Raw genomic sequence first — 22,832 nt, 5'->3', positions numbered from 1 at the left:
CTCACCTCAAAGCGTAGTGTCTCCGGGAATGGGGAGCGCCACTACAGGGAACTCTTTCCGATAAGGTTTTTCCCATTTGTCGAAAAGGTGAACGGTAATGTTAAGATTGTGTAAAAGTCGTGTTTTTTGATCATCTTTCGTCTTGTCAAAGTCGAAGCGCAGGACGATAATGAGAAAGGTTTTACAAATCTATTACATAACCTTTGTCTATTTTGCCAAAACTAACTTGACCTTTTTACAAGGAGGCATCTTTTGTATGCTGAACTTTGGACCGAAAAACGACGTCTTTTTCGATCTGCTGGAGCAGGAAGCTAACAATCTATACAGCGGTGCGAAGGCCTTCCTCGAACTGATGGAAAACTACACCGATGTGGAAAAGAAATTTGACGCGATTCAAGAGATTGAGCACAAAGGCGATGCGATCACCCGTCAGATCATGGAGAAGCTGAACTCTTCGTTCATCACGCCGATCGAGCGCGACGACATCTCGGCGCTGGCTTTTACGATCGATGAAGTGCTCGACATCATCACCGGTGTGGCCGACCGCTGCGTCCTCTACCGCATCGGTTCGGTGACACCGGAAATGCTCGCGCTGTCCAAAGCGATGGAAGGTGCGGCTGCTGTGATCGTCAAATTGTTGCACGCGCTGCGCGATCTGAAATATGAGCGCATTCAAGAGCTGACCCGCAGCATGAAGCAGTGGGAGCTGGAATCTGACCAGATCTACCGCCGCGCTGTGGCCAAGCTGCTCAACGATGAAAATGTCGACCCGATCCACGTGATCAAATGGAAGGAGATCTACGAAAAGCTGGAAGACGGCGTAGATTTCTGCGAAGACGTGTCCAACCTGGTGGAAGGGGTCGTCTTGAAAAATGCCTGATGGTGGATTGATTCTGATCATCACGGTCGTCATCCTGGCACTGGCGTTCGACTATATCAACGGTTTCCATGATACGGCGAACGCCATCGCCACTTCGATTTCGACCAAAGCGCTGTCGCCGCGAGTAGCGATCATTCTGGCTGCGTCGATGAACCTGATTGGCGCCTTGACCTTTACCGGCGTTGCGAAGACGATCGGGAAAGGGATCGCCGACCCGTTCGTGCTCTCCAACGGGATGTGGATCGTCGTCGCGGCGATGTTGGCCGCGATCGTCTGGAACCTGATCACGTGGTGGTATGGGATTCCGTCTTCCTCTTCCCACGCGCTGATCGGTTCGCTCGTCGGTGCGGTCATCGCATCGGCCGGCTTCTCGGCTGTGAACTACCATGGATTTGTCAACATCCTCAAGTCGCTGATCTTCTCGCCGATCATCGCGCTGGTGCTCGGTTTTGGGATCATGCTGTCCTTGATGTGGCTCTTCCGCAACTTCGCTCCGGCGAAGATGACGCGCAACTTCAAGACGTTCCAGATCTTCTCGGCGGCGTTCCAAGCCTTTATGCACGGCACGAACGACGCGCAAAAAGCGATGGGCGTCATCACCTTCGCGCTGATCGCCGGCGGCTTCCAAGACACGACCGACATCCCGCTGTGGGTCAAAATCTCCGCAGCGCTGGCGATGGCGGCCGGTACGGCGACTGGCGGCTGGCGGATCATCCGCACCGTCGGACGCGGCATCATCAAGATCCAGCCGGTCAACGGCTTTGCAGCCGACTTCACCTCGTCGATCGTCATCCTCGTCGCGACTTTGTACAAACTGCCGGTCTCGACGACGCATGTCATCTCGTCGGCGATCATGGGTGTCGGTGCGGCCAAAGGCTTCAACAAAGTCAAGTGGGACGTGGCGGGCAAGATCGTCACGACGTGGATCATCACCTTGCCGATCACGGCGGTGCTGGCTGCGGTCTTATATTGGCTGTTGGGCTTGTTCTTCTTCTAAATCAAAACAAGTTGGAAACACCTCGGAATCATTCCGGGGTGTTTTTTTGCGGTTATGAATACGAAAATCAGCCTTGTACATACTGAGGGAAGGAACGAGTTTTACATATTTGGATCACCAGACATGGAGGGAAATCAACGTGAATATGAACCAACAGTTTGGCGCTCAACTGGATCGCATCCAGCAGAACACGATCAACCCGAATCAGCAAAACATGGGGATGGGTATGAGCATGATGGGCATGGGCGGCTACGGCGGCGGTCAGCAGCGTTTGAACCAAGGTTACCAAAACCAAGGGTTTGGCGGGATGCAACAAGGCGTGAACCAAGCACAGTTGAACCAGATCCATCAGAATTCGGTCTTTGGCGGCAATTCCCAGCCGGAAAACTTCCACGTGCAGCGTATTCAGCAAGCGACGATCAGCGGCGAAGAGTCCAACCCGCTGGGCATGAGCATGATGATGGGCGGCTATGGCAGCCCGCAGTCCTTCAATCAAGGTTATCAAAACCAAGGTTATCAAAACCAAGGGTACGGCGGCATGACTCAATCTGTGAACCAAGCGCAGATCGAACGCATCCACCAAAACTCACTCTTTAACGGCGGCTCCCAATCGTCCGCACAAGGATATGGCGGCTACCAAAACCAGATCGAAAGCCGCAGTTACGGCGCTCCGCAGTACTACAACCAAGGTGTGAGTCAGGCGCAGCTGAACCAAGTTCACCAAAACTCGATCTATAGCGGCCAATCTGAGCCGAGCAGCAACTTCTCGCAAGAAGTGCAGCGCATCCATCAAAACTCGCTGTTCAACGGCGGTTCCCAATCGCCCGCACAAGGGTTTGGCGGCTACCAAAACCAGTTCCAAAGCGGCGGTTACGGCGCCCAGCAGTCTTTCAGCCAAGGCGTGAATCAGGCGCAGATCGACCGCATCCATCAGAACTCCCTGTACGGCGGTCAATCCCAGCCCAGCAGCAGCTTTCAACAGCAGACTGAGCGCATCCATCAGAACTCGCTGTTCAACGGCGGTTCCGGCGGTTCTCAAAGCTTTGGCGGTGCGAGCATGTCGATGATGGGCATGGGCGGTCAAGGTTACAACCAGCAGCAGCAAAATCAAGGTTTGATGAACCAAAACGCATTCCAGCAAGTGATGAGCGCTGACGCCGGCATCCAGGATCACGAAGGTCCGAGCAGCTACCCGGCTTCGATGTTCCGGGGCAACCAGTATGACACCGTCAACCAGTCGGTGATGAACCAGATGGCGAACATGGGCGCCCCATACGGCCGCCAGTTCTAATCCCGGCCATACCGAAAGGCACGTCGACAGACGTGTCTTTTTTGTGTACGATGAAAGATAAGGGGGGAGCGACATGAACGAAACGCTCGTGCACGTGGACGGCGTCTTGGCAAGCGACCCGGTGCCGTACCAATGCGTCGAGGAAGATGCGGAAGTCTATCTGGCCAAACTGGAATTGTCCGCTCCGCTGCAGACCGCCGGGGCGGAGCTTAACGAACTGTTTCTCAACCTCGGGCAGGACGCGCGAGGCTTGAAAAGCGGGGACCGCGTGACCGTAAGCGGCGTGGTGGTGGAGCGCAGCATGATCACCCGTTCCGGAAAAATTCGCCGTGGCGGCGTTTATCAGCTGCTCGTACAGGATGTACGGCGGTAAGTTGTGGTACACTAAAAAGGAATCAATTTTGTAGGAGGAATTCCTTTTGAATTACACAGACCAGTCGAAACAACTGCTTGAAGAACTTTTGAGCCCCATCCCGTTTTTTGCCCGTCCGATGGCAAAGAAGATGATCGAGAAACAGATCTTTGCGGAAGCACAACAAGCCGGCCATGATACGGTCTCGGAAGAGGACGTTCTCCGTGGATACATCATCGCGGGCGCGAAGAAAGAAGCGGACCGCGACCGCATCAAGCAATTTTTGACCGAAAAAGGCTATGATCTTTCGAAATATGAAGATCTGCTGGCGTAAAGGCTTGCAGACAGCAAAGAGCGCCTGTCCCCGCAAAGGGGACAGGCGCTCTTTTGGTACGGGCTCATCGCGTGTCGATCTCCCAGTACGGTGTGCCGTTGGTGGAATAGCCGCGCACTTGCACAAACCGCGTATCGAACGCTTTGCGCACCGCGATGAAGCCGCGGTTGTGCGAGACGTCCATCCGGTCGACGTGCCCGTCGCGATAGGCGATCTCCACGTATTCGATGAACGGGTTGTAGACGCGGCCGGCCAACACGCCGTACGGCGCATTGATCCCGTTGTTCGGCGGGATGGCGCGCACAACGACCAGGTCTTTGGCCGGGTCGGTGACCGCAAGCGGCCAGCGCGCCTGATAGATCGTCACCTTGCCGTCCCCCTGGCGTCCGGCAAAAGCCAGCCCGTCGTTTTGCGGCAGGGAGTAGAGCACATAGGTGCCGCCCGGCGTGTCTTTCGTCTCCAAGATGCGAAATTGCCGGCGGGTATCTGCCGGTAGATCCATCTGCCGGAACAGCTCGCTTTCAAACGCACGGTAGTCGGCCGCAGTGAGCGCTTTTGTCGCGGCGGTGCCATTCTGCTTGACCCCTTGAATCCCTGCTTGCTGAGCCTGCTGTGCATCGCTTTGTCCGCAGCCGGCAAGCAGGGCGGACGCGGCGAACAGGGCGGAACAGGTCAAGAGTGTCATCCGTGAAACTGCCATCGAATTTCCTCCTTCAGGAACAATAGCCAAACCTTTAGCGCTAGTGTGCCCACTCCGCGCATCTTCACTCCTGACTTTCCCAGCAGCTTGTCAACCACTTAAGATATTAACGAGCTGAATGGTTAACATCTGAAACACCTTTAGTTCATCGGATAAAAGCCTGCTTGATCGGAAACTCTAGTACTGCTTGGGCAAGAGGCACGTGCAGACAGATAGCACCGTTGGTATAGGGCTGTATAATTGTACGGTCTATAAGTTTGGAGAAGAGACGTGATAAAGATGCAGCGCTCAGACGCATTCGAAAGATTATTGTGGAGCATAGCGTTGCCCGGTTTCGGACAGTTGTTAAACCAAAGGTTTCTAAAAGGCTTGCTGCTGGTTGTTCTGGAGTTTGTGATCAATGTTCAGGCACGTTTAAACCTGGTCATCGTCGCTTCGTTTCAAGGCGATATGACAAAAGCGGTGGATGCAACCGATTACCAGTGGCTGATGTTTTACCCCTGTCTCTATCTGTTTGCGATCTGGGATGCCTACAAGGATGCAGGCGGCGGAGACGGTGTGAAATTTGCGTCATTGCCGTTTGTGTTTTCCGCATACATTGGCACGATCGGCGTGATCTACTCGTCGACGTTTCGTATTGGCGGCGCACTGCTTGGTCCCGTTTTTCTCCCGATCCTCGGACTGGTTGTCGGAGCCTTGGTCGGTCAGGCGCTCAAACGGGTGTTGGTCAAAATGATGTAGCCATCCGCGAGGGTGGCTTTTTTTGTTTGTATGCTATACTAAAAACAGGAGGCGATGAGTGATGCTGAACTTTCAGTTGAGTATGCCGACGCGCATTATCTTTGGGCGCGGTGAAGTGGAGAAAGCTGGAGCGGAAGCAGCCAAACTGGCCGGAAAAGTGCTGCTGGTGACCGGCCGCACTGCGACCCGCAAGACGGGCGTGCTGCAGAGAGTGGTCGATTCGCTGGAGAGCGCCGGCGTGGAAGTGGTGGTCTTTGACAAGATCGAGCCGAACCCGCGCACGCACACCGTCGATGAAGGCGGCCGCATTGCCCGCGAAGAAGGGTGCGAACTGATCATCGGGCTTGGCGGCGGTTCCCCGATGGACGCTGCCAAAGCGATCGCAGCGGTGGCGCTGAGCGGTCATCCGAGCCATGAATACATAACAGGCAACAAAACAGGCCGCTGGCGGGAACTCCTGCCGGTGCAGGAAGCTTTGCCGGTGATGACGATCCCGACCCTGGCAGCCACCGGGTCGGAAGCGAACAACGGCGGGGTGCTGACGAATGAAGCAACGAAGGAAAAGGGCGGCATCAGCGGCCCGGCTCTGTTCCCGAAAGTGACGATCATCGACCCGGAGCTGACCTTCACCGTCTCGCCGGAATACACGGCGGACGGCGCGGTCGATATGTTCACACATCTCTATGAAGCGTATCTGACCGGCGAAGAAGATGCGCTCGTGCAGGATCACCTGACCGAAGGCCTGATCCGCGCCGCCGTCGAAAACGGCCCGATCGCAGTGCAGGAGCCGACCCACTACGAAGCGCGCGCCGCGCTGATGTGGGCCTCAACCTTGGCGCTGATCGGTCTGACCGGCGCCGGGCGCGGCGGCTCGTTCCCGGTGCACCAGATCGAGCACACGTTGTCGGCGTATTACGACATCTCGCACGGACGAGGCTTGGCGATCCTCGCCCCGGCCTACTTCAAGCGCGTGGCGGAAGACCGTCCGCACCGTCTGGCACGGATGGGGCGCAACTGTTTTGGCGTCACCGAGCAGGATGATCAGTTGGCGGCCGAGCGGACGATCGCGGCGGTGGTCGAGTGGTTCAAATCGATGAACGTCCACTTGAAGCTGAGCGACCTCGGCATCTCCCGTGAATCGCTCGCCGAGATGGCTGAGGAAGCGGTTCGCGTTGGCGGCCGCGGCATGGGACACATCCCGGCGACGCGTCACTTGGACGTACAAGAAGTGCTGGCGATCTACGAAGAAAGCTATTAAGTTTCGAATCGGCATCGCATGATGCAGCGGCAAGCCGTCCTCTCCGAGGGCGGCTTTTCAGGAGGAGGAGCAGATGCAGGCAAGCGCAGAGATACTCGCGGTGTGGCAGAAGTTTGACCCGTTCCCGATGGAGACGCTGACCAAAGCTTGGCATCGGGGCGGCCAGCGTACGGTGGCTGAGATGAAGGCGCACCGCGAGCAGTATGGGACATCAGGAAACTGTTTCGATTTGGCGATCTGGCTGTTGGAGGAGTTCCGGGCGGCGGGGATCACCGCGTATGCGGTCGGTCATGACCTTGGCACCGGCGAAGCGCATGTCGCGGTGGTGGCGGAAGATGAGCAAGGTTCGCGCTATCTGTGCGATCTTGGCGACCTCTGGCTGCAGCCGATCCTGCTCGATCCCAAGCGTTCGGAGTTTAGCGGCGAGCGGCTGGCCGGCTTTTTCCCCGCGGCTGAGGTGCAGGTGGCGGTGGAAGGGGATCGCTGTCTCGTACGCTATTTTCGCCCGAACGGCAAGCAGAGCCGACAGGAATATGACCTGACGAAGATCGCCGAGCCGGAGTTGCTGGCGGCGGCGGAAGCGTGCCAGCAGGATTACCGCTTGGCGCTGGTCGAATTGCGAGTGCCGCACGGGAGCGAGACGGCACACTGGGAGTTTGGCGATTGGGAAAGTTTTCTCAGCACCAGCGAGGGGCTGTATCCGGAGGAGAAGCTGTCGACGATCGAAGCGTGGGTAGAACGGATTCACGCGCGCACGGGGATCGCCAAAGCGGTGTTGCAGGAGTCGCTAGCCTTTTATCAGAATAGTATGAAGTAAGGAGGGGAGCAGATGGAAGAGAAGCTGTCGTTTATGGAGCGGTACAACCGCGATCATCAGCATCCGATGAATAAACTGACGCATGCGATCGGCATTCCGATGATCGTCGTGTCGCTGCCGCTCGTGTTCTGGGACTGGAAATGGGCGCTGGCTTTGTTCATCCTCGGATGGATCTTCCAGTTTGTCGGTCATTATTTCGAAGGCAATCCGCCCTCATTTTTAAAAAATCCGATTTTCCTGCTCGTCGGTCCCTTATGGATCATCAAGCGCATGTTCTGCTATGGAAAAAACCGCCCTTAGACTTGCTCAAGGGCGGTTTTTTCTGTTTCGTACATCCCTTTTGTCTTCGCGTACCACGGGGAGAAGAAGCCGAGCAGCCCGACGACCGCATAGCCGATGCCGGCAGCGAGATACAGGTCGCGCACGGCGAGCAGATCGCCAAACAGCCCGATCAGCAGCATGGAGACAAGGGACAGCGAGTTGACCGCTGAAAAATACATGCCGGTCACGCGCCCCATCAAGTTGTGCGGAATGTTTTCCTGGCGCAGAGTCGCATTGAGCGGATTGACAAAGCCGTTGAAAAAAGCGCCGAGCGCATAAAAGGCGAGCGCGAGGTAGACGTTTTGCGACAAGGCGAGCAGCGCGGAGAAAAATCCCATGCAGAACAGACCAAGCAGGATCAGATGGATGCGGTTGAAGCGGCGGTTCAGCTTCGGTGACACGATGGTGCCGAGGAGTGACGAAACGCTGAACAGGGAGAGGATCAGGCCGATCTGCCAGGAGACGGCGCCGAGCTCGCCTTGGAACAGCGGATAAAACAGCACGTTCATCGGCATCGCGAACATCATCACCAGCAGGAACAGCGTCATTGAAAACAAGAGCGGGGCGCTCGTTTTGACAAACGAGAGGCCTTCTTTGAAATCGAGCCGGCTTTTTTCCAGCCAGCCTTCCTGCTGCGGCTTCCGCTCCACGTCCGGGATCGCCACGAAGCACATGAGCAAGGCGGACAGCGAGAAGGTCGCGACATCGACGTAAAAAGGAAGGACGAGATTGGTGGCGGCGATCAGTATCCCGGCCAGAGCCGGGCCGGCGATACCGATCAAATGGTCGAGCCCCTGCACCAGCGAATTCGCTTCGACCAGCTCTTCCTGCTTGACGAGCTGCTTGGTGGAACCGAATTTGGCGAGATCAAATATTTCTGACGCGCAGGCGGTCAGGAAGCAAATCAAATATATCCCGTAGAGCGGAACGAATGGGATCAGTCCGATCAGCAAGGCGCGGGCGATGTCCATGCCAAGCATCAGTTTCTTGCGGTTCACCCGGTCGACCACGATGCCGAAGAACGGGGCGAGGATCAGGTTGGGCAGCCAATAGGTGAGCATCATAAACGCCATCGAAGCGACCGAGCCGGTACGGGAAAAGATCAGCAGCGGCAAGGCGACGCCGGTCACCATGTCTCCGATTTTCGAGAGCAGTTGGGCGAGCAGGACGTTGCGAAAGTTTTTGTTGCGCAAGACCGCTTGATAGCTCATGCCCGCACTCCTTCTTCGATCCAGATGCGCTTCCAGCGAATCGCCATGTCCGGATGCGGCGTGATCTCGTGCACGTCGCTGCGCTTGCAGATCATCGACAGGCCGCTGCGGGTGAAGATGCAGGGACTGTCTTCCACGATCAGGCGCTGCGCTTCCCGGTACAGCCGGGAGCGGACGCCGTGCTCCGTCTCGCGGCGAGACTGTTCCAGCAGGCGGTCGACCTGCGGGTTGGAGTAGCCCAGATAGTTGGAACTGCCATTGCTGTGGAAGTTGGTGTACAGGATGTCGTCAGGGTCGGTGCCGCCCGCCACCCCAAGGAAGATCGCTTGAAAATTGCCGGAGGTGAGGTTCTCCAGCATCTGCGGGAACTCGACCACTTCGGCTGTCATGTCGATGCCATAACGGCGCAGTTGATCGCCCATGTGGTTGATCATCTTCAGCATCTGAGCGGCGGGAATCTGAATCGTAAAGGAAAAGCCGTCCGGGCAGCCGCCCTCCGTCAGCAGTTCTCTGATCCGCTCCGGGTCGGGACGATATGGGAGGAACGATTCGTCGTGTGCCCAGGAAGCCGGGGGGATCGGTCCATGAGAGACGAGCCCGACGCCGAGGTTGACCGAGGCGAGCATCTCTTCGCGATCGACCGCCCAAGCGACTGCCTGGCGCAGGGCGGTCTGGTCAAAAGGCGGACGGTTCACGTTGAGCCGCGCGCAGTTGAACCCGTGCGAAGGGATGCCAAGAAAGCGAATGTCCTCCCGGCTGTGCAGGGAAGGTACTTTTGCATACGGGATCTCGTTGATGAACGACAGGTGTCCCGCCTCCAGCATCTGTAACATGTCCGTGCCGGTCGCAAGCCAGGGCATGATCAGCGCGTCGGCATAGGGAAGCGGAGTTCCGTCCTCATCACGGTCCCAGTAGCGGTCATATCTGACCAGTTCCACCGCTTCGCTCGTCTTTCTCAGCAACCGGAACGGGCCGGTACCTTGGTGCACCGTCAAGTTGATTCCGTCTGCCGTCTCGACTTCGGTCAGCTCCGGCGACAGCACCAGACCGGCCCCGCCGGCCAGCTGGGACAGAAGCGGCGTATACGGGGCGTGAAGATGAAAGCGCAGGGTATGGGCGTCGAGCGTTTCGACCCGCTCAAGGATCGCCAGTTGGGAGCGGTATTCGGAGCTCTCCTGTTGCAGATGACGGAGACTCCAGACCACCTGTTCGGCGGTCAGCGGAGTGCCGTCATGGAAGGTCACGCCTTGTCGCAGCCGGACGTGCAGGCAGGTGTCGGTCAGATACTCCCAGGAGACGGCGAGATTGGGCTGCACGATCAGTTGTTCGTCGATCGCAAACAGCGTGTCGTACATCGCAAAGACCACATGAAAATCGGACAGCGTCATCATGCCGCCCGGGTCGAGCATGACCGGTTCGTTGTCGAGCGCAAAGCGCAGTGTGCCGCCGGAGCGCTTCTGCATGGCAGATCACCTCTGGTTCAGTATGTAGGAAGAAAAACGCCCGCAGGCGTTTTTCTTCACAAAAAGGGGTATGTGTGGTTAGCAGTTGCAGTTGGTGTTCGCGACCGCTTCGCGGCGCTTGATAGCTTTTTTCACCAATTTCACCCGAATCACCTCCTTGTTCGTAATACGCACCTTAGCGCGTGTTAGCAGTTGCAGTTGGTGTTCGCCACCGCTTCGCGGCGCTTCATCGCTTTTTTCACGAGTTTCATCCTGTCTCACCTCCTTCACAGAATCTACGGGCGGCATCAGGTCGTCATCACGTCCAGCACCTGCTTGAGCTGCGTTTTGCTGGGCGGGCAGGGCTGGATGCCTTCTTCGATCCGCTCGTAGGGACAAGCAGCCCCTTGGCAGGACGGCCGGAAAAAGCAGCGCTGGCAGCCGGTGTCGATCGTTTCGTTCGACGAGACCCAGAGGTTGAACCTCTCTTCGATCAGGTTGAGGTTGCCGTGTTCGTCGAGCTGCCCGACTTTGTTGTACTCCTTGTCGAGCGCGACGGTGCATTTGTAGATCGTGCCGTCCGCGCCGACGACGAAGGAGTGCGGCAGAGCCGCGTAGCAGACGCTGCTCGATGGCCCGATGTTTTCATCGAGCACGGCGAGCGGCAGGCCGAGCTCGCGAGCCTGCTTGTGCAAGGCGAACATCTCTTTCAGTCCCTGGCTGCCATCGCAAACATCCAACTGGTCGTCGTTGGGGCCGCCCCATTTGCCGATCGTGCGGTAGTAGACCGGGAAGCGCGGGTCGCCTTCGAACTCGGCGAGCAGATAGTGCATCAGCTTTGGCACTTCCTCGCGGCTGTGCTTGTCAAAGTTGGTGCGCAACTGGCAGTGGAACTGGTAGTCGGTCTCTTTCATGTGGCGCAGGTTGGAGATGATCGTCTCGAACGTGTCGCCGCCGCCTTTTTTGATCCGTCGCTGGTCGTGGTCTTCTTTGACGCCGTCCAATGTGATGTTGAAGTAGTCGATCTTGCACTCTTTGATCAGCGTTTTCACGAAGTCAGGCTGCAGATTGTAGCCGTTGGTGGTCATCGACGTCTCATAGATGATCCCGTACTGCTCGCACAGCTCGAGAAAATGCCGGGACAGTTCGAGGATAACATCGGGAGCTTCGGTCGGTTCGCCGCCGAACCAGGAGATGTTCAGATGGGTCAGTTTCGGCGCCCGGGCGGCGACGAGGTTCTTGATGCCGGAGCGGACCGCTTGCGGCATTTCTTTGACTTTAAAATCTTCGTAGCAGTAGACGCAGCGGAAATTGCATTCTTCGGTTGGCATGATGATCAGATGCAGGCGTTCTTCTTGATGAAACACGTCGTGATGGAACTCCGCCGCTTTGGCGAACTCATCTTCTGCGGCCGGCACCAGCATGCCCGCTTCGCTGAGGTCATTCAGCACGCCGTGAAGGCTGTCGATGCGGGTGGCCGGTTTTAGTGCTGCTTCGACCAGCGCTTCATGCTCCGGCGCCACCAGCCCGACCGCTCCCGTGAACGAGTTGTACAGCACCAGGTCGCCGTTCGAATTTCGCGTTTTGAAATTAAAACGGGAGGGTTTGTAGAGTTCGGAATTGCTCATGTAGGTGCCCCTTCCTTGAATGAATGTATGTGTTGGTTAGTAGGAATTCGTAATATTAAAGATATTTTCTGTTTTACATTGCCTAACTTATGTGAGGTTTTGTTTAGATATGACCTAAGTAAATCAAGAAAAACAAAAAACCCGATGCTTGAAAGCAATCGGGTTCATGGTTAAGCGCAACATTTTACACGAGGGTAAGTTTGGATTTGAGCAGTTCCAGCGCATGTTGCAGCACATCTGCGGTCGGCACGTTCGCCACACCGCCGCCTTGCGCAGTGTCCGGGTTGCCGCCGCCTTTACCTTCGATCAGGGGCAGCGTCTCTTTGAGCAGCTCGTTCATCTTGACCGGTACTTGCGCGCCGCGGGCGAAGACGAGCTGCGTCTTCTCGCCGGACGTGACGAGCAGCGCCACCGCGTCCGGGTCGAGCGAAGCGATGTGCTGGCCGAGCTTTTGCAGCTCCGGGATTGTGCGGTTCTCCAAGACGAGACCTGCAATCTTCAAGGTGTCGTGAGCGACCGCCGTTTGCAGTGCCTCCTGCGCTTCGGTGGCGATCAGCTTATCTTTGGCTTCCTGCAGTTGCTTGTCCAGCTCTTTCTTCTCGGTCAGCAGGCGCTCGACGTTGGCGGGCAGGTCCGCTTCGGAAGAGGTGAGCACGCGGGACAAGTTGCGCAGGACCAGTTGCTTGCCGGTCATCGCCTGCAGCGTGCGCCAGCCGGCGACCAGTTCAAGGCGGGTGTTGCCTTTGTATTTGCTCCAGGACAGCGCTTTGATCGGGCCGATCTCGCCGGTCTGGGAGAAGTGCGTGCCGCCGCAGGGTGAATAATCAAAGTCTTGCACGGAGACGATGCGCACGTTTTCGGTCACCGTCGGCGGCTTGCGCAGCGGCAGCTCCGCCAGTTCCTCCGCCGTGACGAAGCGCGCTTCGATCTGGCGGTTCTCAAAGACGATCGTGTTGGCCATCGCTTCGGCCTGCTCGACCATCTCTTGCGTCAGCTCGGCGACAGTCAGGTCGATCGTCGTCACTTCGCGGCCGAGGTGGAAGCCGACCGTCTCCGCTCCGAACAGCTCTTCGAAAGCGGCGGAGAGGATGTGCTGGCCGGTGTGCTGCTGCATCAGGTCATTGCGGCGCACCCAGTCCAGTTCGCAGGACACGAGCTCCCCGCCTTCCGGAAGCGGCGCGGCGAGACGATGCAGGATGCGGTCGTTCACTTCTTCCACGTCGACCACCTGCACGCCGTCGATCGTGCCGAGGTCGCACGGTTGTCCGCCGCCGACCGGATAAAAGGCGGTCTGGTCGAGCACGACGTACGGTGTGCCGTTCGCTTCGACGCCGCGTTCGAGGACGGCGGCGGTGAATGTTTTGACATAGGCGTCTTCATAATACAGCTTGCGAGACATGACGGGCCTCCCTTTTTGCGAATCAGGCAATCGGTTTCGTATTCAGAATACCAGATTCTGCAATCCGGCGCACCGTTTCGCGCAGGCGTTCGGCCGGCTGCACCATCGCGATGCGGACATAGCCGTGGCCGTATTGGCCAAACGCTTCGCCCGGGATGACGACGACGCCCGCTTGTTCCACCAAACGCAGGGCGAACTCTTTGGACGGCATGTCAAACGGGAGCTTGGCCCAGATGAACATCGTCGCTTTCGGCTTGTCGATCTGCCAGCCCAGCGCCGACAGCCCGTCGATCAGGATGTCGCGGCGCTCCTGGTAGACGGCCGACATTTCGCGGGTGTAGGACTGATCGCCGCTCAGCGCAGCCGTCGCCGCATGCTGGACAGAGCCAAACACGCCGTAGTCGATGTTCGACTTCAGGCGGGCCAGCGCTTCCACCGCTTCGGCGTTGCCGGCGATGAAGCCGATGCGGGTGCCGGCCATCGAGTAGCTCTTGGAGAGCGAGTGGAACTCGACGGCGACGTCTTTCGCACCCGGGATTTCGAGGATCGACATCGGGCGGTAGTCGTCAAAGGTCAGTTCGGAATAGGCGAGGTCGTGGACGAGCACGATCTCGTTCTCGCGGCAGAAGTCGAGCGCTTTTTGGTAAAACGCTGCATCGGCGACGGCAGGCACCGGGTTGCCCGGATAGTTCAAGATCATCATCTTCGCGCGCTTGACCACATCCGGGTCGAGGGCGGAGAAATCGGGCAGGAAGCCGTTTTCCGGCAAGAGCGGCATCGGCGCCACTTCGGCAGACGCCAAATGGATGCCGGAAGCGAACACCGGATAGGACGGGTCGGGCACGAGCGCCACATCGCCCGGATCGAGCAAGGCCAAAGGCAGATGCGCCAGGCCGTCCTGCGAGCCCATCAGGGTGAGCACTTCCTTCATCGGGTCGAGTTCGATCCCGTTAAAGCGCTTGGCGAACCATTCGACAAACGCCTGACGCAGCGTCGGGAAGCCTTGCTGGTGCGCATACCCGTAGACGTTGCCCTGCATCACCGATTCTTGCAACGCCTCCATGACATGCTTGGGCGGCGGCAAGTCCGGCGAACCGATCCCAAGGTCGATGATGTCGCGGCCTTGCGCCATCAGACGGTGTTTATGATTGGCCATCTCTGTAAAGATGGAGGATGTCAGATACTCCAGTTTCTTTGCTCGGATCATGATGATTCCCCCTGCTCACAATGTTTCGACACACGATACATGACACGTTTCATTTTATGGTAGGATGAGAGAAAGATAAAGACAACAAGCAGTAGTTTTTCTAGTAGTCGATCACATCATCCCACAGAATGAGAACCGTCTTTATTTTAACATAAAGGAGTACAAGGGCAATGAACGATGGAGTTCGTTTTGAGATTGATAGAGAACGCCGGCTGGCCGTCCTGACGCTCGACCGCCCGGAGGCGGGCAATGCGGTGAACACGGCGGCGATGGAAAGCTTGGCGGCGGGGCTTGCACAGGCGAAGCAGGACCCGGACGTGCGGGCGGTGATTTTGACCGGAGCGGGGAATCGCGTGTTTGTGTCGGGCGGCGACCTGAAAGAATTTCACGCGGAACTGAAGACGGAAGCTGAGGTGTACGCCAAGATGTCGCAGATGCGCCGGGTGCTGGAGACGCTGGTCCGCTTTCCGAAGCCGGTGATCGCAGCGGTCAATGGCGCGGCCCGTGGCGGCGGCGGGGAGGTGGCGTCCGCTTGCCATTTCCGTGTGGCAGCGGAGACGGCGACGATCGGCTTCATCCAGGTCAAGCTCGGCATCTCGCCCGGCTGGGGCGGTGGCGCGCTGCTCGCCCGCATCGTCGGACGACAGCAGGCGCTGCGGATGATCTTGAGCGGCGACGTGCTCGACGCGCAGGCGGCAGAGCGGATCGGCCTGTTCGATCGCGTCGTGCCGGCTGCCGATGTGCTGGAAGCGGCCAAAGAGTTTGCCGGTACGATGACGGCAAACGCGCCGCAAGCGGTGCAGAGCCTGCTCCAACTGATGAACGAAGGTGAAACGCTGCCGCTCGCAGAGGCGATGGAGCGGGAAAGCCGTCTCGTGGCTGCGCTGTGGGGGTCGCCCCAGCATGAGCAGGCGGTCGAGGCATTTTTGAACCGCAAAGGGCGGAAGGAGTGACCGGGAGATGAGCGGGTTGTTCACGCTGGCCAAAGAGCTGCAGGGGCTGAACGGCTCCCTGCATGAAAAGCGCAAAGAGCGGGCCGACCGGACGGCGATTCGCGCGGCGCTGGAGACGAACGTCGGCGAGTTCGTCCGCGCCAAACGCTTGTCGGACGAGCAGATCGGCGAGCTGTTTGCCGGGCGGCCGCTGGTCGGCGTCGACGGGTCGGTCAACCAGTTCGGCAGCAATTATCCCTACGCGATCCATCTGTTCAAATCGCTGGCCAAATCGACGCTGCCCGGCCGGGACGGAACGCGCAAAGTGGAAAAAGTGCAGATGTTTTCACCGCTCAGCACCGCCGACCATGCGGCCGTCCGGCAGTTCGTCGCCGAGCGGCGCGAAGAGCTGCGCGTCGAGCCGCAGGAAGACCGCAACGCGGAGCGTGACATCGCGGAGCAGCAGGCCTATCAGATCTTGGTCGATCAGAAGATGGTCGAGTTGGAACTGCAGGCGGCGATCGACGCGCTGAAGAACTTCCGCCCCTATCTGATGCTGATGGACGGCGGGTTCTCCCGCCTGAAAGGCAAAGGCGGCGAGCTGTGGGAGCAGTTCGAGGAACAAGTGACGCACTCAGATACGATCGTTGTCGGGGTGATCGAAGAGGTCGGCTCCTACCGCTTGAAATCGCGGCTCGATGATGTGGATGAAAAGCTGTTGCGCGGTTTTATCCGCGGCCATGACCGGGAAGTGCTGTTCAACATGCTGGAGACGGGCGAATGGCTGAAGACGAGCTTGGAGCGTCCGATCAAAAATGAATTTTACACCGTCTTCAACCGGCTGTCCGACCAGCCGCAGGCGGGCGCGTGCGACTTCCTGCGCGAACAGGCGCACCGGGTAGACGAGGTGATCGACTTTTTGTACACGATCACGCCGGGCAAGTCGCGGGGGATTCCCTTGTGGCTCGATGTTGTCGATGCTGAGGCGCGGCTGACCAAAAAGCAGGTCGAGATGATCGTGAAAAGCAATGTGGATCAGGAAATCATCGAGTCGTTTTTGCGGCCGCAACGGGAACGGAGGGACTTTTAGAGGATGATGCAGATCGTCGGGCAAACAACGCAGCTGGAAGCATGGGTCGCTTCGCGGACGCGAAAGTTTTCGATCAATGAGATTTTGATCATCGAAGACCGCGGGCAAGGCAATCCAAAAGCGGAAGTGGTGGAGACGATGACGTTCAACCGCTACATTCCGCTGGCCTCGGAGCAGACCAATTTCGTCGATGCAGGCGTGCTGAGCGGACTGCGCCAAGTCGGATTTGACATTGAAGATGAAGAGATCAACCTCGCCAAAGTCCGCTTGATCGAAGAGCTGGCGATTCCGATTCGCGTCGGCGCGCTCGTGCGCGTGCCGCATTTTTCAGAAGTCGAAGCGCTGCTCGTCAAGCGCCGCCCGGCGCAAGGCTTGACGCTTGGCGTGATCCAAGGGACGGCGGAGATCTCGCACGACATGCCGGCCGACCTGCAAGGCGTGGCTCCGCTGTTCGATAAGGAGCAGGGCGTGCGCGAACAGGTCGGGGTGCCTTTTGTCTTCGATTACCGCTCGATGGACCAGTACCCGCACATCGGGATCTTCGGCGGCTCAGGGTCGGGGAAATCGTTCGGGACGCGCGTCCTGCTCGAAGAGATCATGATGAAGCAAGTGCCGGCGGTGGTGTTCGACCCGCACTTTGAGCTGACGTTCGATCAGGAATTCCCGGGACTGCCGGAAGAGTTCCGTCAGTCGTTCAAAAAGCGCTTCGTCGTGCTCGATGCCGGGGTGGACATCGGAATTGAGTTCACGGAGCTGCAAAGCGATGACATCGTGTCGCTCTTGCGCGCGTCGTCCGGCTCGATCACCGATGCGATGGAGACGGCGATCAAAGCGGTGCACAAAAACAAAGACAGCTACCTGTCCTATTCGACGCGCCTGTCCAACCTGGCCGAAGCGCTGGACAACGAAGCGGAGCTTCGCAAGCAGCACGGGGAGATGGAGTATCTCAACCCGGATGAAAAAGAGCGCGTGCAGACTTTGTTCAACCTGCTGAAGACCTACAAGGACAAAGTCGGCGGCTTTGCCGGGACGCTGCGCTCGGTCATGCGCCGGATGCACCGCCTGGAGATGGAGGGCGTCTTCACGTCGGCCGGAACGAAGAAAGTCGAAGAGGCATTTCTGAAACGCCAGCTCGTCGTCATCCGCGGGTCGATGTATTTCCTGAACGTGTTCGCTTTCTATGTGGTGCGCAAGCTGTACCGCAAGCGCCGCGACTACCGCGATTCGATCCAAAAAGGCAGACCTGTCGAAGAAAAGTTCCCGCCGTTCATCATCATCACCGACGAAGCGCACAACTTCGCCCCCAAAGGCGATGTGCCCGCACCGGCAAAAGGCGTGCTGAAGGAGATCGCGCAGGAAGGCCGGAAATACGGCGTGTTCCTCGTCTTCGCCACCCAGCGGCCGGCCCTGCTCGATGACACGATCACGGCCCAGCTTTCGACGAAGATGGTGTTTCGCACGGTGCGCTCGGTCGACATCTCGGTGATTAAAGAAGAGACCGACATCACGCCGGAAGAAGCGAACCGCCTGCCGTACCTGCCGTCCGGCACGGCGTTTATTTCCTCGGCGATCACCGGGCGCACCAACGCCGTGCGCATCCGCGTCTCCAAGACGACATCGCCGCACTTCAAGAACCCGTTCGAAGAGCTCGAAGAAGCGTTTGCCGAGCAGGACGCCAAGCTGTGGGCAGCGATCGAGCCGATCCTGCCGATCGACGCGTTCAACCTGAACGCCTATCTGACCGACGTCTCGCGCAAAGCGGGCCGCACGCTCGGCCATGACGAGCTCGCCCATGCCCTCGAAGAGCTGTGCGAGCAGGGCAAAGTCGTGCAGGAAAACACGCCGTTCGGTTCGCGTTATCGTAAGGCCTAACCGAAAGGCCTTTTGGAGAGGAGGAACTGCTGCATGAAAGGACAACGCATCCAATTGCGCGCTTTGAAAAGCGAAGATACTGCACACATCCTGCGCTTGGAGCAGGATTTTGATTCGCGCCTGATGCATTCGCCGGGGATACCGTATCCGGTGATGGAGTCTGACATCGAAAAGTTTGTCGAGAATGTCCGATCGGAAAAAGACCGTTACACGTTTGGCATCGAACTGTTAGAAGATGGAACTTTTCTTGGAATCTGTACCATTTTTCGTGTAGACTTGAACCATGGAAACTGCTGGGTGAGCATCATGATCGGCGGGCCGGAACAGCGGGGCAAAGGGTATGGGTCGGAGGCGATGGAGCTGTTGATCGACTTTATTTTCCGCTATATCAATGTGCACAAGATCAAGCTCGGCGTCTTCGAGTTCAACCAACCGGCGATTCGTTCGTATGAAAAGTGCGGGTTCGTCGTGGAGGCGCGCATGCGTGAGGAACTGTTCCGCGAAGGCAAGTTTCACGACATCATCTATATGGGCCTGCTGCGCCGCGAATATGAGGCGCGCAAGGCATAGGAGGAGCAGGACAGATGGCAGCACATGAGATCGATTACAAACTGCACGGCGATGACATGCAATTCGTCGAGATTGAACTCGACCCGCAGGAAAGCGTAATCGCCGAAGCGGGCAGCTTGATGATGATGGAAGACATGATTCAGATGGAGACGATCTTCGGCGACGGCTCCAAAGGCGGCATGGGCGGTCTGGTCGGCAAGCTGTTTGGCGCCGGCAAGCGTCTGATCACCGGGGAGAGCTTGTTCATGACCGTCTTCACCAACGTTGGACACGGCAAACGGCACGTCTCCTTCGCCGCCCCGTATCCCGGCAAGATCATCCCGGTCGACCTCGCTCGGCTGGGCGGCAAAGTGGTCTGCCAAAAGGACGCCTTCCTTTGCGCGGCGAAAGGCGTCTCCATCGGCGTTGACTTCCAGCGCAAACTCGGTGCCGGCTTCTTCGGCGGCGAAGGCTTCATCATGCAGAAGCTCGAAGGGGACGGCTTGGCGTTTATCCATGCCGGCGGCACGATCTATGAGCGCGACCTGAACCCCGGCGAAGTGCTGAAGATCGACACCGGCTGCCTCGTCGCGATGACCCGCGAAGTCGACTACGACATCCAGTTTGTCGGCGGCGTGAAAACAGCTTTGTTCGGCGGCGAAGGCTTGTTCTTCGCCACGCTGAAGGGGCCGGGCAAAGTGTGGATTCAATCGCTGCCGTTCTCCCGTCTCGCCTCCCGCGTGTTCGCGGCAGCAGGCGGTGCCAAGAAGGACGAAGGCAGCGTGCTCGGCGGCTTGGCCAACCTGTTCGAAAAGTAATCGCTCCACGCCTCACAGCGCCTCCCGATGCGGAGGCGCTGTTTCTTTTGCCAAGAGTTTCTGCGCTGCGCAGGCAGGAAGATCGTCCTGTGCGTCGAAATCCTCAGTTGACATAATGCAAAACAGAGAGGGGCAAACCCTTGTGAAATTGCTGTATCTGACCGACACTCACATCCGGGCGAGTTCGCCGCAGAACCGCACCGATGATTTTGTGGAGACGTTAAAAAATAAGTTTCAGGAAGTCAACGCGATCGTGGAGCGCGAAGGGGTGGACGCCATCCTGCACGGCGGCGATTTTTTTGACATTCCCAGCCCCTCGCTGGCTGTCTGCGCCGATTTTATCGCTTTGATGAAAGGGGCGGGCGTGCCGATCTACGGCATCGCCGGCAACCATGATGTGTTTGGCCACAACCCGGACACCTTGCCGCGCACGATGCTCGGCTTTATGGACCGCATCGGGATCGTCAAGCTAATCCATCCCGGCGACCCGCTGTACCTTGAGAAAAACGGGTTCAAGGTGCAGGTGACCGGCCAGCACTACCATTATGACCTGGACCGCCGCGATCCGCGGCTTGATTATGTGATCGACGAAGTGAACGCCGACATTGGGATTCACCTCGTGCACGGGATGCTGATGGACCGCGCATTTATTGAAGGCGTGGCACATACCCGCTTCGACCAGATCCTCGACACGAAAGCTCACCTCACGCTGTGCGGCCACAACCATATGGGCTGGCCGGAAGTGAAGCATGAGGGCAAGATCTTCTACAACCCGGGCGGCTTCGTCCGCCTATCCAACCATCCCGCCGATGCGGGGCGCACGCCGCAAGTGCTGTTGCTCGACATGACGAGCGGCGAACTGGTGCTGAAAAAAATCAAGCTCACCACCGCCCCGCCCGGCGACGAGTGCCTCGACCGTTCGAAAAATGAAGAGGCGGCATTTACGCAGCAGCGCCTCGCCGACTTTGTGCAAGGCATCAAAGCGGCAGGCGACTACAAAGTGATCGACATCGGCGCGATCATCGACGAGATCGCGTCCCGCGACGGCTTGCAGCCGGATGTGCGCGAAGAGGCGATGAAGCGCATCGCCGCCGCGCAGGAACGCCTGTCGACCGGGGAGAGTGCATCATGAACCTGAAGACGATCCGCAACTTGCGCATCGAGAATTTCCAATCGCACGAACTGACCGAAATGGCGTTCGACGACGGGCTCAACGTCATCGTCGGCGCTTCTGACAACGGCAAATCGGCGGTGATCCGCGCTCTGCGCTGGCTGCTCTACAACGAGCCGCGCGGCTCCGACTTCATGCGCGTCGGCGCCACCCAATGCCGGGTGATGATCGAGCTCGCCGACGGGTCGCGCGTCACCCGCGAGCGCACCCCGTCGAAAAACCGCTACATCGTCATGCAGGCCAGCGGTGAGGAGCAGATCTACGAAGGCTTCGGCAACACGGTGCCCAAAGAGGTCAGCGACTTGACCGGCGTGCGCAAAGTCGCACTCGATGAAGACAACGAGACGCCGCTGCATCTCGGGACGCAGCTCGAACCGCCTTTTTTGCTGTCCGAACCGGGCTCGATCAAAGCGAAAGCGATCGGGCGCTTGAACGGCGTGCACATCATCGACGCCGCCTCCCGCGACACCAATCGCGACCTGACCCGCGCCAATGCGGACGAGCGCGGCTTCCGCGAGCAGCTGACCGAAGTCGAGCAGGAGCTGGAGCAATTTTCCGACCTGCCCTATCTGGAAAACATCCTGCTGCTCGTCGAAGAAAAACAAACTGCGCGCAAAGACCTCTCCGCCCGCCTGCTTCGCCTGCAGGCCCTGGCCAAAAAACGGCAGGCGGTGCAAAGCGACCTGAGCGAGGCTGAACAGGTGCTGGCGCGGACCGCACACCTCGACCTTGCAGCGCTGCAGGCGGAGCGCGCCATCACCTTGCAGAGCAAAGCGTTGCGCCTGCAGCAGGCCCGCAATAAGCGCGACACGGTAGCCGACGGCATCGCCCGCACCGATGTGGTCCTGCAGCGCACGGCTGGGCTCGGGCAGGCGGAGCAAGAGCTTGGCACCAGCGAGACGCTGCTCGCCCGCTTCCACCGCCTGAGCAAGCTTGGCGAATCGCGTGCCCAATTGCACCAGCTGCGGCGGCGTGTCGAGGCGGTTTTGCAGCGGACAGAAGGGCTGGCGGACGCTGAACAGCGCGTGCACCGGCTGGAAGCGTCGAAACACCGCCTGATGAACTTGCACCTCTTGCGCACCAAGCGCTCCGATACCGGGCAGTTGCTCGCCAGGATCGACCGCGTGCTGGAGCTGACCCAGGGCACGCCAGAGCTCGGCGGGCGGCTCGATCTGCTCGATCACAAACGCCTGCAGGCGCAGAAGCTGCGCGACCTCGTCGTGAAAAAAGCAGACCTGTCGCACAAGCTTCAGGCGCTTCAGAACATGCTCGCCGCGCTGGCCAAAACGGAGCGTGCTGAATGGGCGCTGGAGCAGTTGGTGATGCTGACCGGCCGCCAGCAATTGCTGATCAAGATGAACGAAGACCTGTTCGACCTCGGCGACCGGCTGCGCAAAGCGGACCAGTACCTGAAAGCGAACGCGCTGGAGATCACCGAGAAGCTGGCAGAATACAGCGAGGCGCTGAAGCGCTCCGGGTCGTGCCCGGTCTGTTTCGCGCCGATCGATGAACATACGACCGAACGACTGCTTGATGAATTTAAAGGAGGACTCCCCCATGAGCACAGCCATCGATACTAAATTGTCCACATTAAAAGACGGTCTCGCCAAAGCGAAAGACATGCGCTACAAAGCAGAACTGCGCAAAGACGCTCTGCTCAAGCAGCAGGAAGAGATCCTCGAACAGATCCGCGCCGAACAGGTCGACCCGGAGCTCTTGGAGCAGGAGATCGAAAAGTTGGAGCGAGAGATCGCGCAGTTGGCCGACGAAGTGGAATCCCTGATTCCGTGGGATCTGATCAAGAGCCAGGCGTAGGTGAGCG

24 protein-coding genes are annotated in these 22,832 nt (G+C 58.4%); 17 read left to right on the top strand and 7 right to left on the bottom strand.

The window, feature by feature from the left end; translation table 11 throughout:
* Positions 1-256: 256 nt before the first annotated feature.
* The 5 genes from EV586_RS13945 to EV586_RS13925 all read left to right on the top strand — a co-directional run bounded on the left by EV586_RS13945 (position 257) and on the right by EV586_RS13925 (position 3,854).
* Positions 257-880 carry a DUF47 domain-containing protein gene (locus EV586_RS13945; RefSeq protein WP_165898601.1) on the top strand — a complete coding sequence of 208 codons (624 nt, stop codon included), beginning with the start codon at positions 257-259 and terminating at the stop codon, positions 878-880.
* A complete protein-coding gene (locus EV586_RS13940) occupies positions 873-1,877 on the top strand; it encodes an inorganic phosphate transporter (RefSeq protein ID WP_132945728.1) in 1,005 nt (334 codons plus the stop codon). The genes EV586_RS13945 and EV586_RS13940 overlap by 8 nt, the downstream gene beginning before the upstream one ends.
* A 139-nt stretch (positions 1,878-2,016) precedes the next feature.
* Entirely contained in the window at positions 2,017-3,168 is a 1,152-nt protein-coding gene (locus EV586_RS13935; protein WP_132945727.1) for a hypothetical protein, read from the top strand.
* A gap of 73 nt (positions 3,169-3,241) precedes the next feature.
* A complete protein-coding gene (locus EV586_RS13930; protein ID WP_132945726.1) occupies positions 3,242-3,541 on the top strand; it encodes a hypothetical protein in 300 nt (99 codons plus the stop codon).
* Positions 3,542-3,587: 46 nt separating this feature from the next.
* The gene (locus EV586_RS13925) at positions 3,588-3,854 is read left to right on the top strand and encodes a DUF2621 family protein (RefSeq protein WP_132945725.1); all 267 of its coding nucleotides are present in this window, start codon (positions 3,588-3,590) and stop codon (positions 3,852-3,854) included.
* 64 nt (positions 3,855-3,918) lie between these two features.
* Here the strand turns inward: EV586_RS13925 and EV586_RS13920 are convergent, their stop codons facing one another.
* Positions 3,919-4,554: a hypothetical protein gene (locus EV586_RS13920; RefSeq protein ID WP_132945724.1), complete on the bottom strand. Its 636-nt coding sequence runs from the start codon at positions 4,552-4,554 to the stop codon at positions 3,919-3,921.
* A 279-nt stretch (positions 4,555-4,833) separates the two neighbouring features.
* Here EV586_RS13920 and EV586_RS13915 point away from each other — a divergent pair, with 279 nt between their 5' ends.
* The 4 genes from EV586_RS13915 to EV586_RS13900 all read left to right on the top strand — a co-directional run bounded on the left by EV586_RS13915 (position 4,834) and on the right by EV586_RS13900 (position 7,670).
* Complete coding sequence (locus tag EV586_RS13915) at positions 4,834-5,295, top strand: hypothetical protein (protein ID WP_132945723.1); 462 nt, start codon at positions 4,834-4,836, stop codon at positions 5,293-5,295.
* A 61-nt stretch (positions 5,296-5,356) separates the two neighbouring features.
* Positions 5,357-6,553 carry an iron-containing alcohol dehydrogenase gene (locus tag EV586_RS13910; protein ID WP_132945722.1) on the top strand — a complete coding sequence of 399 codons (1,197 nt, stop codon included), beginning with the start codon at positions 5,357-5,359 and terminating at the stop codon, positions 6,551-6,553.
* A 73-nt stretch (positions 6,554-6,626) separates the two neighbouring features.
* The gene (locus tag EV586_RS13905) at positions 6,627-7,370 is read left to right on the top strand and encodes a hypothetical protein (RefSeq protein ID WP_132945721.1); all 744 of its coding nucleotides are present in this window, start codon (positions 6,627-6,629) and stop codon (positions 7,368-7,370) included.
* 12 nt (positions 7,371-7,382) lie between these two features.
* Positions 7,383-7,670, top strand: coding sequence for an Mpo1-like protein (locus EV586_RS13900; protein WP_132945720.1), 288 nt, complete (start codon positions 7,383-7,385; stop codon positions 7,668-7,670).
* Here the strand turns inward: EV586_RS13900 and EV586_RS13895 are convergent.
* From EV586_RS13895 to EV586_RS13870, 6 genes are all read right to left on the bottom strand, one after another.
* A complete protein-coding gene (locus EV586_RS13895; protein WP_132945719.1) occupies positions 7,667-8,902 on the bottom strand; it encodes an MFS transporter in 1,236 nt (411 codons plus the stop codon). The two genes, EV586_RS13900 and EV586_RS13895, sit on opposite strands and share 4 nt — an antisense overlap.
* A complete protein-coding gene (locus EV586_RS13890; protein WP_132945718.1) occupies positions 8,899-10,365 on the bottom strand; it encodes an ABC transporter substrate-binding protein in 1,467 nt (488 codons plus the stop codon). Before EV586_RS13890 ends, EV586_RS13895 begins: the two co-directional genes overlap by 4 nt.
* A 78-nt stretch (positions 10,366-10,443) precedes the next feature.
* Positions 10,444-10,653, bottom strand: a complete 210-nt coding sequence (locus tag EV586_RS13885) for a hypothetical protein (RefSeq protein ID WP_132945717.1) — start codon at positions 10,651-10,653, stop codon at positions 10,444-10,446.
* Entirely contained in the window at positions 10,653-11,972 is a 1,320-nt protein-coding gene (locus EV586_RS13880; RefSeq protein WP_132945716.1) for a radical SAM/SPASM domain-containing protein, read from the bottom strand. Before EV586_RS13880 ends, EV586_RS13885 begins: the two co-directional genes overlap by 1 nt.
* Positions 11,973-12,156: 184 nt before the next feature.
* Entirely contained in the window at positions 12,157-13,371 is a 1,215-nt protein-coding gene (locus EV586_RS13875; RefSeq protein WP_132945715.1) for an alanyl-tRNA editing protein, read from the bottom strand.
* Between the two features lie 22 nt (positions 13,372-13,393).
* A complete protein-coding gene (locus EV586_RS13870) occupies positions 13,394-14,578 on the bottom strand; it encodes an aminotransferase class I/II-fold pyridoxal phosphate-dependent enzyme (RefSeq protein WP_132945714.1) in 1,185 nt (394 codons plus the stop codon).
* Positions 14,579-14,748: 170 nt separating this feature from the next.
* Between EV586_RS13870 and EV586_RS13865 the strand changes: the two genes are divergently transcribed.
* The 8 genes from EV586_RS13865 (at position 14,749) to EV586_RS13830 (ending at position 22,825) form a co-directional block, all read left to right on the top strand.
* Positions 14,749-15,531, top strand: coding sequence for an enoyl-CoA hydratase/isomerase family protein (locus EV586_RS13865; protein ID WP_132945713.1), 783 nt, complete (start codon positions 14,749-14,751; stop codon positions 15,529-15,531).
* Between the two features lie 7 nt (positions 15,532-15,538).
* The gene (locus tag EV586_RS13860) at positions 15,539-16,600 is read left to right on the top strand and encodes a DNA double-strand break repair nuclease NurA (RefSeq protein ID WP_132945712.1); all 1,062 of its coding nucleotides are present in this window, start codon (positions 15,539-15,541) and stop codon (positions 16,598-16,600) included.
* Positions 16,601-16,603: 3 nt separating this feature from the next.
* Positions 16,604-18,472, top strand: a complete 1,869-nt coding sequence (locus EV586_RS13855) for an ATP-binding protein (protein ID WP_132945711.1) — start codon at positions 16,604-16,606, stop codon at positions 18,470-18,472.
* A gap of 33 nt (positions 18,473-18,505) precedes the next feature.
* On the top strand, positions 18,506-19,042 hold the full coding sequence (locus EV586_RS13850; RefSeq protein ID WP_132945710.1) for a GNAT family N-acetyltransferase: 537 nt from the start codon (positions 18,506-18,508) through the stop codon (positions 19,040-19,042).
* A gap of 14 nt (positions 19,043-19,056) precedes the next feature.
* Positions 19,057-19,839, top strand: a complete 783-nt coding sequence (locus EV586_RS13845) for a TIGR00266 family protein (protein WP_132945709.1) — start codon at positions 19,057-19,059, stop codon at positions 19,837-19,839.
* 142 nt (positions 19,840-19,981) lie between these two features.
* The gene (locus tag EV586_RS13840) at positions 19,982-20,971 is read left to right on the top strand and encodes a metallophosphoesterase family protein (RefSeq protein WP_132945708.1); all 990 of its coding nucleotides are present in this window, start codon (positions 19,982-19,984) and stop codon (positions 20,969-20,971) included.
* Positions 20,968-22,590: an AAA family ATPase gene (locus EV586_RS13835; RefSeq protein ID WP_132945707.1), complete on the top strand. Its 1,623-nt coding sequence runs from the start codon at positions 20,968-20,970 to the stop codon at positions 22,588-22,590. Before EV586_RS13840 ends, EV586_RS13835 begins: the two co-directional genes overlap by 4 nt.
* Positions 22,568-22,825 carry a hypothetical protein gene (locus EV586_RS13830; RefSeq protein ID WP_132945706.1) on the top strand — a complete coding sequence of 86 codons (258 nt, stop codon included), beginning with the start codon at positions 22,568-22,570 and terminating at the stop codon, positions 22,823-22,825. Before EV586_RS13835 ends, EV586_RS13830 begins: the two co-directional genes overlap by 23 nt.
* Positions 22,826-22,832: the final 7 nt, after the last annotated feature.

This window comes from Tumebacillus sp. BK434 (assembly GCF_004340785.1).
GTDB lineage: Bacteria > Bacillota > Bacilli > Tumebacillales > Tumebacillaceae > Tumebacillus_A.
Note: the sequence above shows the minus strand (reverse complement) of the source record. Positions and strands in the feature narration are given on the sequence as shown.